Raw genomic sequence first — 17,436 nt, 5'->3', positions numbered from 1 at the left:
AAAATTAACAAAACACAATAAAACCGCTGCTATATGCAGTGAAGCTGTCGCTTAGGAGTGGGGTTACATGACCGATAACTTCTGGAAGGATAAGTATCCTGTCGGGGTCAAGAGCGAGATCAATCCCGATGAGTACCAGAACATTCAGGCTGTGCTCAAACAGTCCTGTGAGCAATTCGCAGACAAGCCTGCCTTCAGTAATCTCGGCAAAACCCTGACCTACGGCGAGCTCTACAAGCTGTCCGGTGAATTTGCTGCCTACCTCCAGCAGAACACCGACCTGCAGCCAGGCGATCGTATTGCGGTCCAGCTGCCGAACCTGATCCAGTACCCCATCGTCGTGTTTGGTGCCATGCGTGCCGGCCTCATTGTGGTCAACACCAACCCGCTATACACCTCGCGGGAAATGGAGCACCAGTTCAACGATTCCGGCGCCAAGGCGCTGGTGTGCCTGGCCAATATGGCCCATCTGGCAGAAGAAGTACTGCCGAAGACAGGCATCCGGCACGTCGTAGTGACCGAAGTTGGCGATATGCTGCCGACCGTCAAGCGCATGCTGGTTAACGCCGTGGTCAAGCATGTGAAGAAGATGGTGCCGGCGTACAACTTGCCGAAAGCGGTCAAGTTCACCGATGCCATGGCGCAGGGCCGTGGCAAGGTGGCGCGCGAAGCCAACCCGGCCAGTGATGATGTGGCGGTTCTGCAATATACGGGCGGCACGACAGGTGTGGCCAAGGGGGCAATGCTGACCCACCGCAACATCGTCGCCAACATGCTGCAATGCCGCGCCCTGATGGGCTCGGAGCTGGGCAACGGCTGCGAAACGATGGTCGCGCCGCTGCCGCTTTACCACATCTACGCGTTTACCTTTCACTGCATGACCATGATGCTGATCGGTGCACATAACGTGCTGATCACCAACCCGCGCGACCTGCCGACTTTCGTCAAGGACCTCGGCAAACACCGTTTCACCGGTTTCGTCGGTCTCAACACCCTGTTTGTAGCGTTGTGCAACAACGAAGACTTCCGCAAGCTGGATTTCTCTTCGCTGAAAGCGACCTTCTCCGGCGGTATGGCGCTGCAGTTAGCAGCGGCCGAGCGTTGGCAGCAGGTCACCGGGTGCGAGATCTGTGAAGGGTTCGGTATGACCGAAACCAGTCCCGTGGTCTCGGTCAACCCGTTCGGTGGCATTCAGATCGGCACCATCGGCATTCCGATGCCCTCGACATTGTGCAAAGTCATCGACGACGAGGGCAACGACCTGCCCATGGGCGCTATCGGCGAACTCTGCGTCAAAGGTCCTCAGGTCATGAAGGGCTACTGGCAGCGCCAGGAAGCCACTGATGAAATCCTGAGCGCTGATGGTTGGTTGAAGACCGGCGACATCGGCATCATCCAGGACGATGGCTACATGCGCATCGTCGACCGCAAGAAGGACATGATTCTGGTCTCCGGATTCAACGTCTATCCCAACGAACTGGAAGACGTGCTCGCAACCCTGCCTGGCGTGCTGCAGTGTGCGGCCATCGGAGTGCCGGACGAAAAGTCGGGGGAGGCGATCAAGCTGTTTGTGGTGGTTAAACCGGGCGAAAGCCTGACCAAGGAACAGGTTATGCAGCACATGCATGACAACGTCACGGGCTACAAGCGGCCCAAGACCGTCGAGTTCCGCGACAGCCTGCCAACCACTAACGTTGGCAAGATCCTGCGTCGTGAGCTGCGTGACGAAGAGTTGCGAAAACTCGGGAAGAAGTAACGGCCATTGAAAGCCCCGCTACGGCGGGGCTTTTTCGTTTTGGTGCAGCGTGCAATCACGATGAGCTCGCCTTGTGCCTGAGGTGGTTCCGTCCTCCGTGCTGGTAAGACCTAAGGCTGTTTTCTGGGTCGCTCTGTCTGGCGCACCTTTAATTATTTGGTCGACTAGCCGTTAGCCTTGCTGGTGCGATAAATTTGGCGCCGCAAAAAAGGCGCCTTCGCTGCCTTTAAGTTCTGCTCGGGGTTCCGCTCATGCTGTCCAGATTGCGTCTGAAAACGAAGCTTCTTATCCTCGCGTTAGGTCCAATCCTCTTGCTGGCGATACTTCTCAGCGGCATATCCGTGCTCACGTTGCATGAGTTGGCGGCGAAGCAGGAAGCAGAGACGCGTAAGAATCTCGTTCGGGATCGCCGCGCGGAACTGGAAAATTACGTGCAGCTTGCTCGAAAGATGATCGCCCCCATCTACGACGGCTCCGCCTCGGATGACCAAGGCGCACGGGACCGTGCCGTGGCCATTCTGGAAACGCTCACCTACGGCAAGGACGGCTATTTCTGGGGCTACGATGAACAAAGTGTGCGGGTTCTACAAGGCAACACCAAAGACAAGATTGGGCAGAGTTTCTCAGACTATCGTGACCCCAGCGGCAAGTACGCCATTCGTGAGCTTGTTCGGGCCGGCTTGGATGGTAGCCATTACGTCGACTACAGCTTCGTGCTGGGCAGCAGCACGACACTGGTCCCGAAAATCGGCTACGCCGAGTATTTGCCGAAATGGAAAATGGTCTTTGGTACATCTCTCAACCTGGACGGGGTAGAGCGAGATGTGCAGGCAGCTCGAGCGGCGTTTCAGGACGATATCAACGAATTGCTGATTATCATGGTGGGCTCTGCCATAGGACTGCTGGTACTGATCGCTCTGCTGGCGACTGCCACGAGCCGCACACTGCTACGGCCACTCATGCTGATAAAGGGCAAGCTCGATGACATGGCGTCCGGAGAGGGCGATCTGACCCATCGCCTGCCGGTTACCAGCCAGGACGAGCTGGGCGATCTGGCGTCGTCGTTTAATCGCTTCGTCGATAAGATCCATGTCCTGGTTCAACAGGTTTCGAAGACCACCGGTCAGCTGACTACCCTGGTTACCAGCGTCGCCAGCCAGGCGCAACGTTCCGAGCAGGCGACGGCAGCGCAGCGCCATGAAACCGATCAGGTGGCGACTGCAATCAACGAGATGTCGGCTGCTGCCCAGGAAGTGGCAATGAGCGCACAGCGTGCCGCCGAAGCGGCTCAGGAAGCGGATCAGCAGGGCCAGAGCGCCAAGCGAATCGTGGACGGCAGCATTCAGCAGATTCACGATCTGGTCGGCGAACTGCATGACAGCGGCGAGTCGCTGGGCGGACTGCAGAAAGACGTGGAAGGCATCGTCGGCGTACTCGATGTGATTCGAGCAGTCGCGGAGCAGACCAACCTGCTGGCGCTCAACGCCGCCATCGAAGCGGCGCGCGCCGGCGAAGCCGGCCGCGGATTTGCAGTGGTCGCCGACGAAGTGCGAGCGCTCGCCAGCCGTACCCAGCAGAGCACGGTCGAAATTCAGAGCATGGTCGACCGCCTGCAGAACACCACGGCGACGACCGTGACAGGGATGGGCCGTGCCGGGCAGCAGGGCGAAAGCACTCGGGCCCAGTCCAACCAGGCGGGGGAATCGCTGGATGCGATTGCCGCGCTGATCGGCACCATCAATTCCATGAACGCCCAGATCGCTAGCGCTGCCGAGGAGCAGACTGCGGTTGCCGAAGAGATCAATCGCAGCGTTCATCACATCGCCGATGCGGTTGACGGCGTGGCGCAGGAAGCCGCCGAGGGCGCCCAGACTGCCCGGGAACTCAACGGTCTTGCCGACAATCTGCAGCGGCTGGTCGGGCAGTTCCGTATCTGACCACTGATTGATTAGGCGGGCGCAATGTCCGCCTTGGCCAGTCGAAGGCTCCCGGCGGAATTTCCGTCGGGTTCCATCAACCCGACCGGTGGTGTTGCCGTCTGGCACAACGGTGCGAACCGAAGCGACGCCACCCAGTCTAGGACCCTATGGCCGCGTCCGCTCTAGCGGCTGTTGAATGCCAGCGCGCCTCTGCTATGCCGTGCTGAAGCCGTTTGAGGGTCCAACTGCAACGCGCCGACGCGCATCGCAGCCGGCTTCGCCTCCATCTCTGTCGCACGCTTCGTTTTCAACGGCCGGTTGTGCCGTAGGGGACGATGGCGCATGCCATTTTGCGGCCTGCCCATCAATCTCGTTGCAAGGATGAGTTACCCATGCAAAAGAAAAACAATGCACGTCGGGTAGTTGCTTCTTTCGCTTTACTGGCTTCCACCGCAGCCTTGGCTGCACCCACTGCAGAAATTCCTGCATTCGACGATTACTGGAGTCCGGACAAGCCCGACTCCAGAGTTTGTCGTACACCGCTGCTGGTCGGCACCCCGCTCGGGCTGCCGCGCTGTATGCAGGCCAGCAACATCATGACGCACCTGCAGAACCTGAACGACATCGCCGACCTGAACAACGGCAATCGCGCGTCCGGTCAAGCGGGTTATCAGGCTTCCGTCGATTACGTGCGCACGACGCTCGAGCGCGCCGGTTACCGTGTGCGGGTGCAGACTTTCCCTTTCCTTGCGTTCTATCCAGAGGGGCCTGGCTCACTCGCTGCGGTAGCACCGCAGGCTGTGCAGTACACCTGGGAGGAGGACTTCACCTACGCCGATCAGACCGATCCCGGAACCGTGACTGCTCCGGTCGTTCCGGTCGATCTAGCCCTCGGTCTGGGCAATACCTCCACCAGCGGATGTGAACCGGAAGATTTTGCAGGCTTCCCAGCCGGCGCCATTGCCCTGATGCAACGCGGTGCTTGCGCGTTCGGCCAGAAGGCGACCAATGCGGCAGCGGCTGGCGCTTCGGGCGCGATCATCTTCAATCAGGGCGATACCGAGGACCGCAAAGCGCTCCTCGTTGCGACGTTGGGTGAGGATTATGAAGGCGGCATCCCGGTGCTGTTTTCCACTTATGACAATGGCGAGAGCTGGGCTGGCACCGAAGGGCTGCAGCTGAGCATGAAGGTTGACGTGGTGCGCGAGCAGACCGAAACCTACAACGTGCTGGCCGAGACCCGGCGGGGCAATCCCGACAACGTGGTGATGGTCGGTGCGCATCTGGATTCGGTATTCGAAGGGGCGGGCATCAACGACAACGGCTCCGGCAGTGCCGCGTTGCTGGAAATGGCAACCCTTATGAGCCGGGCTTATCCGCTGAACAAGGTGCGCTTCGCCTGGTGGGGTGCGGAGGAATCGGGACTGGTCGGCTCCACCTTCTACGTCAACCAATTGCCGGAGGAAGAGAAGCAACAGATCAAGGCCTACCTGAACGTCGACATGATTGGCTCGCCGAATTTCGCAAACTTCCTCTATGACGGTGACGGCTCCGATTTCGGCCTGCAAGGTCCGCCCGGCTCCGGTGCCATCGAGCGTCTGTTCCGCTCCTACTTCCAACTGCGTAATGCGCCGACTGAAGGCACCGAGATCGACTTCCGCTCCGACTATGCGCAGTTCTTTGATGACGGCATCGCCTTTGGTGGCTTGTTCACCGGTGCCGAAGGCATCAAGACCCAGGAGCAGGCACAGCGCTATGGCGGTACCGCCGGGCTGGCGTACGATCCGTGCTATCACTCCGAGTGCGACGACCTCAGCAACATCTCCACCGAGGCGTTGGAGCTGCACGGTGATGCGCTGGCCTTCGCCACCAGTTGGCTGTCCCTGTCGACTAAAATGATCGACGACGAGATAGCCGCAGCGGCCGAGCAGAGCATCGGCGCCATGCGCATCCAGCAGGTTCAGGAGAAATCACGCTGGGGTCATTGGATCCGTTGATCGTCTGAACACCGCGCCGGTTCGCCGGCGCGGTCTTTCCATCAGTCCCTTTCCCTACGGCCGGCCGGGCAAATCTGCGACAATCGCGCCCTTCACGAAATCGCTTACGGCTGTCCATGACCGACGCAACGCCCGCCTTTGAACAACTCCTGAAAAACCTCGATCAGGCGATGTACGCCGACCGCCATCGCTTGCGTCGGCAATTGCACGACCTGCGCAAGAAGGCTGGCGACTCGCCGATTGAACAGGGACGTCTTGCTCAGTGGCTTGAGCGCTTTCAGGCTTCGGCGGCCAAGGTCGAGGCGCGGCGCCAGAGTGTACCGGTCATGCGCTACGACGACAGCCTGCCGATCGCTGCCAAGCGCGACGAGATCAAGGCCGCGCTGGAAAAGCATCAGGTGCTGGTGATTGCTGGTGAGACCGGCTCGGGCAAGACCACCCAGCTGCCGAAGATCTGTCTGGAAATCGGACGAGGCGTGCACGGGCTGATCGGTCATACCCAACCTCGCCGATTGGCTGCGCGCAGTGTCGCCACACGGGTCGCCGACGAGATTGGCACGCCGCTGGGTGAGCTGGTGGGTTATCAGGTGCGCTTTGAGGATCAGAGCAAGGACAGCTCGCTGATCAAGTTGATGACCGACGGCATTCTGCTGGCCGAGACTCAGCATGATCGCTTCCTGGAAAAATACGACACCATCATCGTCGACGAGGCGCACGAACGCAGCCTCAACATCGATTTCCTGCTCGGGTACCTCAAGACCCTGTTGCCGCGCCGTCCGGATCTGAAGGTGATCATTACCTCGGCAACCATCGACCTGGAGCGCTTCTCCGAACACTTCAGCGGGGCCGGCCGTACGGGCGCGCCCGTCGTCGAGGTCTCCGGGCGTACCTATCCGGTCGAAACCTGGTATCGGCCCCTTTCGGCAGAAGTCGACGAAGACGGTAACCGTGTCGAGGATGACCTGACCGTCGACCAGGGCATCCTCGCCGCGCTGGACGAAATTGACGCTCATGAAAAGAGCATCGGCAAACGCCCCGGCGACGTGCTGGTGTTCTTGCCGGGCGAACGCGAAATCCGCGATGCGGCCGAGGTGCTGCGCAAGGCGAATCTGCGCTTCACCGAGGTGCTGCCGCTGTACGCGCGGCTGACACCTGCCGAACAGCAAAAGATTTTCCGTCCTGCGGGCGGACGCAAGATCGTGCTGGCGACCAACGTCGCGGAAACCTCGCTGACCGTACCCGGCATTCGCTACGTGATTGATTCGGGGACCGCGCGCATCAGTCGCTACAGCTACCGTGCCAAGGTCCAGCGGCTGCCGATCGAAGCCGTTTCCCAGGCCAGCGCCAACCAGCGCAAGGGCCGTTGCGGTCGCGTCGAGCCGGGAATCTGCATTCGGCTCTACAGCGAGGAGGATTTTCTCTCTCGCCCGGAGTTCACCGATCCGGAAATTCTGCGTACCAATCTCGCGGCGGTGATCCTGCAGATGCTGCATCTGCGGCTCGGCCAGATCGAAGACTTCCCCTTTATCGAGCCGCCGGATGGCAAGGCCATCAGCGACGGTTTCAACCTGTTGCAGGAGCTCTCGGCGGTCAACCGCGAGAACCAGCTGACGCCCTTGGGCCGGCAGCTGGCGCGTCTGCCGATTGACCCTCGGCTCGGACGCATGCTGCTTGAGGCGGCACAGCTGGGCAGTATCGCCGAGGTGCTGATCGTTGCCAGTGCGCTTTCCGTGCAGGATGTGCGCGAGCGCCCAGCGGACCGCCAGCAGCAGGCCGACCAGGCGCATGCGCAGTGGAAGGACCCGGACTCGGATTTCGCCGCGCTGATCAATCTTTGGCGCGGCTTCGAGGAGCAGCGCCAGGCGCTGGGCTCCAACGCGCTGCGCACCTGGTGTCGGAAGAATTTTCTCAACTACCTGCGCCTACGCGAGTGGCGGGACGCCCACCGGCAGCTGACGCTGATCGTGCGTGAGTTGAAGCTTGAGACCAAAACTCGCGCTGATCGTGATCGGGGCGACGGTGAGGCAAAAGCTCGCGGTCAAGACCGCTCCCATAATGGTGCCTCAGCTCAGCGTGGAAGCGATCTCAACCAGGGTCAAAACCAGAACCAGAACCAGAACCAGAACCAGAACCAGAACCAGGAGCAGGAGCAGGAGCAGGAGCAGGAGCAGGAGCAGGAGCAGGAGCAGGAGCAGAAGCAGAAGCAGGAGAAGGAGAAGGAGAAGGAGAAGGATAAGAGCCAGGCCCTAGCCCAGAGCCAAGGTCAGGAAAAGACCCAGCGGCAGGACCAGCAGCCTGCAAATCATCGTGGGAGCGGTCTTGACCGCGAAGGGGCGCGCGCCGAAACGAAGGCGGGCACTCGGGAGCGGGAACGCACCCATGCCGAGGGGCCGGTGCTGACCAAGGACAAGAAGGTCAACGTCAAACTGGCGCAGCAGGCCGAAGCCAGCGAAGCGGCGCAGAAGGCCAAGAGCTACGCAGCGGTGCATAAGGCGATCCTCTCCGGTTTGCTCAGCCAGGTTGGTCACAAGACCGAGGAGGGCGATTTTCTCGGTGCCCGGCAACGGCGCTTCTGGGTCCATCCGTCCAGCGTTATCGGGCGCAAGAAGCCCAACTGGATCATGGCCGCGGAACTGGTCGAAACCACCAAGCTGTTCGCGCGCATGGTGGCGAAGATCGAGCCTGATTGGATCGAGCCACTGGCCAAACACCTGACCAAGACCAACCACTTCGAGCCGCACTGGGAGAAGAAGCGCGGCCAGGTGGTCGCGTTCGAACAGGTCACCCTGTACGGCATGATCATCGTCGCCCGCCGGCCGGTGAATTTTGGTCCCATCGACCCGGCGGCAGCGCGTGAGCTGTTCATCCGCGAGGGCCTGGTGCGCGGTGAGATGCACAGCCGTGCCAAGGCGCTGAGCGCCAACCGGGAGTTGCTGGAGCTGTTCGACGAGCTGGAAGCCAAGGCTCGTCGGCGCGACATCATTGCCGATGAAGACACGCTGTTCGCCTATTACGACGCGCGCGTGCCGCAGGACATCTACCAGACCGCCAGTTTCGAAAATTGGTACAAGCGCGAGAGCGCGAAAGATCCGCAGTTGCTGATGATGCGCGACCAAGACGTGTTGGCCCGCGACGCCAGCGAGGTCACCGCAGCTCAGTATCCCGACCATCTGCGCATCGGCGAGCTGCAACTGCCGCTGGAATACCATTTCGAACCCAATCATCCGCGAGATGGCGTGACCTTGCGCGTGCCTGCGCCTCTACTACCGCAGCTGCGAAGCGAACGGCTCGACTGGCTGGTGCCGGGCTTGATCGAAGCCAAGGCGGTGGCGCTGGTGCGCAACTTGCCCAAGGCGATCCGCAAGAACTTCGTACCGGTGCCGGACTTCGTCAAGGCGGCGCTATCCAAGATCACCTTTGGCGATGGGTCGCTGCCCGATGCAATGGGCCGCGAGCAGCTGCGCATGACCGGCGCGCGCGTCTCGGACGAAGCCTGGGCGGAAGCGGCGGTGGGGTTGGAAAGCCACCTGAAGATGAACATCGAGGTGGTCGACGCGCGCGGCAAATTCCTTGGCGAAGGCCGCGATCTCGTCGAGCTCACGGCGCGCTTCAACGAGGCCAGCCAGGCCGCATTGGCGCCGCCGCGGCAGAAAACCGAACAGAAGCCGGTGGAGGCCAAGGCCTTCGCTGAGGTCGCGGAAAAGGCCCAGGCAAAGATGGCCGGGCTGTCGATGACGGTTTATCCGGCGCTGGTGGAAGAGGGCGGCGTGGTCAAGGAGGGGCGCTTCCCGACTCAGGCCGAAGCCAACTATCAGCACCGTCGGGCGCTACAGCGGCTGTTGCTGCAGCAGCTAGCCGAGCCGGCCAAGTATCTGCGCAACAAGCTACCGGGCCTGACCGAGATGGCGTTGCTGTACCGGGACATGGGCAAGATTGACGCGTTGGCCGAGGATATTCTGCTGGCCAGCCTCGACAGTTGCGTGCTTGAGGGTGAAGCCCAACTACCCCGTGATGGCGCGGCATTGGCTGCGCTAGCGGAACGCAAACGCGCCGACTGGACGCCGCATGCCGAGCGCCTGGCGCGCCTGGTACTGGAGATTCTCAAGCTCTGGCACGGTCTGCAGAAGCGCTTCAAGGGCAAGATCGATCTGGCCCAGGCGGTTGCGTTAAACGACATCAAGGCGCAGCTTGGCAATCTCGTATATCCCGGCTTCGTTCGCGAAGCCCCGGCCGAGTGGCTGAAGGAATATCCTCGCTACCTCAAGGCGATCGAGCAGCGATTTGAAAGGATCGGCGCGCAGCTGCAGCGGGATCGTGTCTGGTCCGGCGAGTTGGCCGGTTACTGGGAGCAGTACCAGGCGCGGCAGAAGAAACATCTGCAGGAAGGCAAGCGCGATTCCGAGCTGTCTCTATACCGCTGGATGCTGGAGGAATACCGAGTGTCGCTGTGGGCCCAGCAGCTTGGGACGAAGATGGCGGTGTCGGATAAGCGTCTGAACAAGCAGTGGAATCAGGTCGAGCCCTGACGGTCGGGCACGGCGTCACGATGTCCGCGTCACCGAAGCCTCAGAACCCCAGGAAGTCATATGGAAGGCCGGAACAGTCTGCCGGGAGTGGCCGGTTCGCTTGGAGCATCGGTGCTGTTCGCCACGCTGTATTACTACACCACGCTTCTCGAACCGTTGACCGGCCAGCAGATCTACGGATGGCGCATTCTGTTTACCGCGCCGTGTCTGGCCTTGCTGCTGCTCGGTCTCGGCCGCTGGAGTGAGGTTCGCCAGATCCTCGTGCGGGTGCCGGCCGAACCGCGGCTCTGGCTGGCGCTGCCACTGTCCTCGGTGCTGGTCGGCCTGCAGCTCTGGCTATTCATGTGGGCGCCCATCAACGGCTATGGTCTGGATGTCTCCCTCGGCTATTTCCTGCTGCCGCTGACCCTGGTACTGACCGGCCGTCTGCTCTTTGGCGAGGCGATCAGCCGCCTGCAACGGCTGGCCTGTCTTTTCGCGGCGGTAGGCGTCGGCAACGAACTGCTGCTGGCCTCGTCACCGTCCTGGCCAGTGCTGGCAGTCGCCCTCGGCTACCCCTGCTACTTCGCCCTGCGCCGCTGGATCGGCACCGCCAATCTCGGTGGCTTGTGGATCGACCTCGCCATCAGCCTGCCGGTAGCCGCCACCTTGGCTCTGGCCGATCCAGAGGCTTTGCAGCAACTTGGCGCGAGTCCACGACTGCTCCTGCTGATCTTCGGACTGGGCGCACTCAGCGCTTTGGCACTGGCATTGATGATCATTGCCGGCAAGCGCCTGAGTCTGGCGGTGTTCGGTCTGCTCAGCTACGTCGAGCCGGTCCTGCTGGTCGTGGTTGCGCTACTGCTCGGCGAAAGCATCGCGCCGGATCAGTGGCTGACCTACGGCGCCATCTGGCTGGCAATCGTGGTGCTGGTGGCTGAAGGGGCGAGGGCGTTGCGCAGGGGGCGGGTGTAGCGGTTCGGGGTGAGCGGCTTTGACCAAACGCCGTCTGCCAAAACTGGCCAGGAGCCCGATGGCGCAATCGATCTTCCGGCGCTGTAGTGCTGACTGGAAGCGCATTTCCATGGCCGTTGCCCCCGGCTGCCCCTGCGGCTATAACGTACCCGTGGGCATCGAAGTCTGCATACGTGGCTTACATGTGGCTTAACCCTTCACAGCCGCTTCGATCGCTGCGCTATCGATCTTGGTCATCTTCATCATGGCTTCGAACGCACGCTTGGCTAGCGCTCGGTCAGGATGGGCCATGGCGGCCGTCAGAACGCGGGGCGTTATCTGCCACGACAATCCCCATTTATCCTTGCACCAGCCGCAGGCACTTTCCTGGCCGCCATTGTCGATGATGGCGTTCCATAAACGGTCCGTTTCGGCCTGATCGTCAGTCGCGACCTGAAACGAGAACGCCTCGCTGTGCTTGAACGCCGGCCCTCCGTTCAACCCGAGACAAGGGATACCCATTACCGTGAACTCGACGGTCAAGATGTCACCCTGATTACCCGCCGGATAATCGCCCGGTGCATGGAGGACAGCGCCCACGGCGCTGTCGGGAAACGTCTCGGCGTAGAAGGTCGCTGCCTCCAGCGCGGTGCCGTCGTACCAGAGGCAAATCGTGTTTTTGCTGCTCATCCTGGCTCTCCCGAAACAGGGCTGGGTAAAGGCTTTGGCAACGCAGGCAGCCAGCCCATTCGGACTGCCCGCATCGTTCTGCAAAGCGTAGACCCACTTCGATTTCTGGAGCTATTGGAGAGCCGGGCGGTTTCGACAGGTTCTTTCGGTGCCAGGGCGCGACGATCTTTCACACGAGCCGGCTGCTCCGCACGATGGATTCACCTGCCGGAGCAGCCGCCCTTCGTGTGCGGCGGACGAACATCAGGCGCCTTTCAGCGCCTCGTCGACGAATTCCAACCGGTCCTGTCCAAAGAACATCTCGTCGCCGATAAAGAACGTCGGTGCGCCAAATACGCCGCGGCGCACGGCTTCTTCAGTGTTGGCTTTGAGCGCGGCCTTGACGTCGTCCTCTGCAATCATCGTGCGGTACTGCCGGGCATCGAACCCTGCCGCTTCCAGCGTGGCGGCAAGCACGGCCTCATCGCCCAGATTGCGCTGTTCGGCCCAGAGCGCGCGATAGATCGCTGTCAGGTAGCGTGGGAAGCTTTCCGGCTGCTGCAGCTGATAGGCGACGGCGCCGCGCATCAGGCCGAGCGTATTGATCGGGAAATGCGGGTTGAACGTGAACGGTACGCCATAGCGCCTGGCATAACGCTGCAGGTCCGAGAGCATGTAACGCCCCTTGGCCGGCACGCTGACCGGCGAGGCATTTCCGGTGGCCTGAAATACGCCGCCCAGCAGCATGGGCCGGTACAGCAACTCGGCGCCGTTGCGCTCGCACAGCCCTGGCAGCTGAGTCCAGCCGAGGTAACTGGCCGGGCTGCCCACGTTGTCGCAAAGCCCGATTCTGGCGCAGGACGGCTGCTTGACGGCGGACCGGCTGGAACGCTGCCTCGACAGCTATCTGAGTTTGGCTCATCTGCATAACCCGGAAGCTGGCTGTGCGATTCCTGCGCTGGGCGCTGAGATTGCTCGCGCCGCCCCTCAAGTGCGGGAGGAAGCCGAGCATTGGCTTTGCGCGCTTCAGGGTGCCTGGGCTCAGGCGCTCGGCGACAACGATTTGGCCTGGGCGCTGATTGCACAGTGTGTCGGGGCGTTGGTGGTGGCACGTATGTTGGTGAGCGAAGATACGCAGCGCAACGTGCTCGCGGCGAGCAGGGCTATGCTCCATTCGGCGTTGGCGCCGGGCGAACAGCTATCCCAGAAATAGCAGAGCGGAGCGTCGATCCGCTGATCCCCCTCGGAGCAACGGGAGTTACCGCAACCGAGCAATCGCTATGAATAATGGGCACGCAACGACGCTGTGGGCGGGCAAGTCAGAACGACGAAGCGCTCTTGTAAGCGCCTCGTATCTTTCGTTGTGCTTGCCGGTTTCTAATTAGAACCGGTAGTTGGCGCTTAGCTCAAGTGTCCGCGGCGCGCCGGAGGTGATCAGGTCGACCGAGCCGTGGGCCGAAGCGTAGTACTCCTTGTCGAAGACGTTGAACAGGCGCAGTGCCCCATCCCACTTCGGTTGCTGATAGAACAGCGCTGCATCGACCTTGGTATAGCCTGGCATCTCGGTGTCGTTATCCAGCGACGTGTATCGGCTGCCGACGTAGTTGGCGCCCATGCCGACGCGCCATTCAGGCGTCAGTGAGCGCACCGCCCACAGATTGGCGCTGTGACGCGGTGTCAGCGTCGGCACCTGCCCTTCGTTTTCGACACCGTTGGTCTTGCTGTTCGACTTGGTGATCTCCGCATCCAGAAAGGCGTAGCCGCCATACAGCTGCCAGTTGTCCGAGACCTGCCCCATGAAGGTGGTCTCGAAACCATCGGTGCGCTGCTCGCCAGCCAGCACCAGCTTGGCTGGATTGACCGGGTCGGTCGTCTTGATCTGGGTGCGCTCCAGGCGGAACACCGCGGCGGTCAGGGTGAGCCGGTCCTGCAGCAGGTTCCATTTGGCGCCGATCTCATAGTTGGTGGTTTCCTCCGGCTCCAGTTCGGCGCTGGCCGCGCTGACCTGAAACATTTCACCGGAAGGCTGATAGGACTGGCTGACCGAGAGGTAGTAGGACTGCTTGTCATCCGGCTGCCAGACAAGACCGGCGCGCGGGCTGAGCGTGTAATCGGTGCGCTCCAGTTCCGCCTTGTCCTTGAGATCATCCCGGTAGGCCTGGTCGAATTCGTCGTAACGCACGCCTAGCAAGGCCTTCCAGTGTGGCGACAGTTCGATTAGATCCTGGATGTAGAGACCTGTAGTTTCCTGGGTATTGAGCCCATCGCCGGTCTTCCGGTTGGCCTGGAACGGCACCGGCTGCAGGGTATCGCCGTAGACCGGCACCCGCGCGACATCGTCCTGGTTATAGAACTGTTGGTCCTTCTCCTGGCGGCCGAACTCCACGCCATAGAGCAATTGATGATTCATGCCGGCAATTACCGCGTTCTGCTTGAGCTCGGTCTGGTTGAACCAGCCATCCTCTTTGCGCTGAACATTGCCGCGCTTGAGCTTGACCAGCAATGTGCCGTCGGGCGCGGTGACGAAACGGTTGGCATCGGTGTGCGCCAGCGTGTTGTTGCGGTCCAGATCGTAATGGTAGTAGCGGCTGGTATTGCTCAGGGTAAAGACGTCGTTGATGCGGTAATCGATGCCCGCCGTGAGCGAGAACATTTCGCTACGAGTGTAATCCTGATCCGCGTCGGCAGAACCGAAGCGTTTGTCGCGGTCGACATCGACAGGGCGGCCGTTGATAGACGGAATCCCAAAGTCGATCAGACGCTCATCGTACAGATACGACGCACCCAGATTGATTTCCAGATCATCCGAGAGCCGGAAGTAGGCAGACGGTGCGATGGCCTTGCGCTCGAGAAACCCGTCTTCTCGGAAGGTTTCGCTGTCTTCCAGCGCCCCCGTCACGCGAAAGGCTTTGTCTTTATGCTCCTGATCGGCCCAGCCAGCATCAAATTGGGTGCGGCGCTTTCCTTCGCTGTCGAAGCTGACGCCCACTTCCTGCTCTGGCGCAAATGTCGGCTTTTTGGTCACGCTGTTGATCAGGCCGCCTGAAGAACCGCGACCATAGAGCACCGCCGCTGGCCCCTTTATCACCTCCACGCGCTCGATGTTCGACATGTCCCGGTAGTACAGCGCGTCATCCCGGATGCCATCGATGTACTGGTCGCCAATCGCGTTGAAGCCGCGAATGGTGACCTGATCACGCTGCCCGTCGCCGTTACTCAAGCCGATGCCCGGGACATTCTTCAACGCGTCCTCCAGCGAATCGGCGCCCTGATCACGGAGCACGCTTTGGGGCACTACGTTGATCGATTGCGGTACGTCGCGCAGTGGCGCGTCTATCTTCAGCGCGGTCTTGCTCTCCGCCGGTTTGTAACTTGCCTCCTCGCGGGTGCTGGTTACCGCGGTCGCCGGAAGCTCAAACGGTGTCGCGGGCTGAGCGTAAACGGCGGGAGCTGCCAGAGCGGTTAGAAGTGGAACTAGACGGGTTGCGGTTGTTGCCACGATGTCGTCTCCAGTCGAAAAAGGGAGATGGACAATAGAGTTATGTAAGCTAACTGTAAATGATAAGAATTATTATTATCGATTGGTGGGAGTGAGCCGGTTTTAGCTCCGTAGACGTGATCAGCCGTCTGGCTGGTTTGTCTTCGAGGCTCGCGCGTCGTATCGGACGTGGCGTTCCACTCGCTCCACCTGTCCCGTCTTGTTCAACCTGAGCCGCATCAGGTCCTCGGCCAGTATGAGTTGCCCGCTGTAGTGTTGGCCCGCCTCTGCTCGAATATCCTCAATCGACTGACCTCGGTTGGGTGCGCTCTGGTAGCGGGCGCTGAAGTGCATCAGTACGAGATTCGGCATCTGAATCGATTCCGCGAACGCGGCGACCGTGGCGGCGGTGCTGTGGCCGAAATTGGCCTTGCCAGCATCCGCGACAGCTTGGGTGTAAGTCGCTTCGTGCACCAACAGTTGCGCATTCTGGCAGGCGTCGCGCAGCAGCTCGGGGCAATCGTTATCGCCGCCGATGACAATGCGCTGCGGTGAACGGGTAAACAGTAGATAGTCCTCGCTGCGCAGGAAACGGCCTGCGTGCTCGACGTTGTGGCCGCGCATCAGCTCGCCCCAGAGAGGTCCACGGGGTACGCCATCGTGGTCGAGCTTCTCGACATTCAAGCGCGGGTCGGGGCGGGTTTCGGTGAAGGTATAAGCCCAGCTTGGGACGCGGTGGGAAAGGCGAGTGGCTTCGACGCGCAGCAGGCGGCTGTGCCATTCCTTGAGGGATTCAGTGGGGTGAAAATTCAATTCATAGGGCAGCCAGCTTTGGCTCATCTCGAGCGTCGCGCGGACCCACCCTTCAATCGCCGTCGGCGCGATGATATCCAGCGGCTCCTGACGACCTGCCATGCCGGCACTGGCGAGCAGGCCGGGTAATCCGTAGCAGTGGTCGCCGTGAACGTGGGTAATGAAGATCGCTCGCAGACCGTGCAGCGTCAGTGGCGTACGCAGCAGCTGGTGCTGGGTGGCTTCGCCGCAGTCGATCAGGTACCAACCCTTTCCGCTGTCCTCAAGCAAACCCAGACCGCTGACGTTGCGCGCCCGGGTCGGAGCGCCGGAAGAGGTGCCGAGAAATAGTAGGTCCACGCGTTGGCTCCTTGGTTTTCGTGACGTCAGTATGGCAAGTCCGATCGCCGCGGATAAGTTCACAGGCGTCTGAGCCGCCGTCGTCTGCTTGCTTATGCTTTTCAGCTACTAAGAAAGCACAAACTTATATTAAGAATCGCTAAACAATACCTTTATGCTGGCCGCCATCGTCACGGCCTGACCGGCCCACTTTGGGATTGAATGATGGAGTTTGGTGTTCTTGGCTTTGTGATTGCCGGCTTGCTGGTCGGCTTCGTCGTCGGCATGACGGGCGTCGGTGGCGGATCGTTGATGACGCCGATCCTGCTGTGGTTCGGCGTCAGCCCGGCTGCGGCTGTCGGCACCGATCTGCTCTATGCGGCGATCACCAAAGCAGGCGGTGTCTGGGTCCACCAGAAGAATCGCAACATCGACTGGCGCATTACTGGTTGGCTATCGTTGGGAAGCCTGCCGGCGGCGGCGCTGATGCTCTGGGTGCTGAAGGGCTTGCATGGCGATCAGGACGCGCTCAACGCGGTCATCAAGCAATCGCTGGGCATCGTCCTGGTGTTCACCGCATTGGCAGTGCTGTTCAAGAAGCGTCTGCTGGCATTCGCAGCTCGCCTGTCCGGACCAACGCCGCGCTTGTCACCGCGTGGCCTGAATGCGTTGACCGTTGTGGTCGGCCTGGTTCTCGGGGCGATGGTGACGCTGACCTCAATCGGTGCCGGTGCGCTGGGCACAGTCGCCTTGTTCTTCCTCTACCCTTTGCTGACCACCCGTCGCCTGGTAGGAACGGAAATCGCCCACGCCGTTCCGCTGACACTTGTTGCCGGCCTCGGCCACGCGGGCATGGGCAACATGGACTGGACCATTCTGGCCTATCTGCTGATGGGCTCGTTGCCGGGCATTTACTTGGGCAGCAACCTGTCCGGCCGTGTTCCGGATTCCGTTTTGCGGCCCTGCATGGCGGTGATGTTGGCGACCATCGGCTATAAGCTGATCTGACCGTAGCCTTTTTCGGAGG

General features: G+C 61.0%; 11 protein-coding genes. 7 read left to right on the top strand and 4 right to left on the bottom strand.

The features are described 5' to 3' along the window. Positions 1-67: 67 nt before the first annotated feature. The 5 genes from fadD1 to rarD all read left to right on the top strand — a co-directional run bounded on the left by fadD1 (position 68) and on the right by rarD (position 11,152). On the top strand, positions 68-1,756 hold the full coding sequence (gene fadD1 / locus BUE09_RS16425; protein ID WP_073302455.1) for a long-chain-fatty-acid--CoA ligase FadD1: 1,689 nt from the start codon (positions 68-70) through the stop codon (positions 1,754-1,756). Positions 1,757-2,007: 251 nt separating this feature from the next. Continuing rightward, a complete protein-coding gene (locus BUE09_RS16420; RefSeq protein WP_073302453.1) occupies positions 2,008-3,693 on the top strand; it encodes a methyl-accepting chemotaxis protein in 1,686 nt (561 codons plus the stop codon). 374 nt (positions 3,694-4,067) lie between these two features. Beyond that, positions 4,068-5,672, top strand: a complete 1,605-nt coding sequence (locus BUE09_RS16415; protein WP_073302451.1) for a M28 family metallopeptidase — start codon at positions 4,068-4,070, stop codon at positions 5,670-5,672. A 116-nt stretch (positions 5,673-5,788) separates the two neighbouring features. Then, positions 5,789-10,198 carry an ATP-dependent RNA helicase HrpA gene (gene hrpA, locus BUE09_RS16410; RefSeq protein WP_073302449.1) on the top strand — a complete coding sequence of 1,470 codons (4,410 nt, stop codon included), beginning with the start codon at positions 5,789-5,791 and terminating at the stop codon, positions 10,196-10,198. Positions 10,199-10,258: 60 nt separating this feature from the next. Continuing rightward, entirely contained in the window at positions 10,259-11,152 is an 894-nt protein-coding gene (gene rarD / locus BUE09_RS16405) for an EamA family transporter RarD (protein WP_073302447.1), read from the top strand. A 189-nt stretch (positions 11,153-11,341) separates the two neighbouring features. Here rarD and BUE09_RS16400 read toward each other — a convergent pair whose 3' ends face one another. Together BUE09_RS16400 and BUE09_RS16395 are read right to left on the bottom strand one after the other, a co-directional pair. Continuing rightward, positions 11,342-11,821, bottom strand: a complete 480-nt coding sequence (locus tag BUE09_RS16400; RefSeq protein ID WP_073302445.1) for a VOC family protein — start codon at positions 11,819-11,821, stop codon at positions 11,342-11,344. Between the two features lie 243 nt (positions 11,822-12,064). After that, the gene (locus BUE09_RS16395) at positions 12,065-12,631 is read right to left on the bottom strand and encodes a 2-hydroxychromene-2-carboxylate isomerase (RefSeq protein WP_231975536.1); all 567 of its coding nucleotides are present in this window, start codon (positions 12,629-12,631) and stop codon (positions 12,065-12,067) included. Positions 12,632-12,668: 37 nt separating this feature from the next. Here BUE09_RS16395 and BUE09_RS16390 point away from each other — a divergent pair, with 37 nt between their 5' ends. Then, positions 12,669-13,013, top strand: coding sequence for a hypothetical protein (locus BUE09_RS16390; RefSeq protein WP_417801219.1), 345 nt, complete (start codon positions 12,669-12,671; stop codon positions 13,011-13,013). A gap of 168 nt (positions 13,014-13,181) precedes the next feature. On the opposite strand, the gene BUE09_RS16385 is transcribed toward BUE09_RS16390, so the two are convergent. Continuing rightward, the gene (locus BUE09_RS16385) at positions 13,182-15,257 is read right to left on the bottom strand and encodes a TonB-dependent receptor (RefSeq protein ID WP_073302662.1); all 2,076 of its coding nucleotides are present in this window, start codon (positions 15,255-15,257) and stop codon (positions 13,182-13,184) included. Positions 15,258-15,419: 162 nt separating this feature from the next. Further along, on the bottom strand, positions 15,420-16,430 hold the full coding sequence (locus BUE09_RS16380; protein WP_073302440.1) for a ribonuclease Z: 1,011 nt from the start codon (positions 16,428-16,430) through the stop codon (positions 15,420-15,422). A 204-nt stretch (positions 16,431-16,634) separates the two neighbouring features. Between BUE09_RS16380 and BUE09_RS16375 the strand changes: the two genes are divergently transcribed. Then, positions 16,635-17,417, top strand: coding sequence for a sulfite exporter TauE/SafE family protein (locus tag BUE09_RS16375; protein ID WP_073302438.1), 783 nt, complete (start codon positions 16,635-16,637; stop codon positions 17,415-17,417). Positions 17,418-17,436 lie beyond the last annotated feature (19 nt).

Source organism: Stutzerimonas xanthomarina DSM 18231 (assembly GCF_900129835.1).
GTDB lineage: Bacteria > Pseudomonadota > Gammaproteobacteria > Pseudomonadales > Pseudomonadaceae > Stutzerimonas > Stutzerimonas xanthomarina.
Note: the sequence above shows the minus strand (reverse complement) of the source record. Positions and strands in the feature narration are given on the sequence as shown.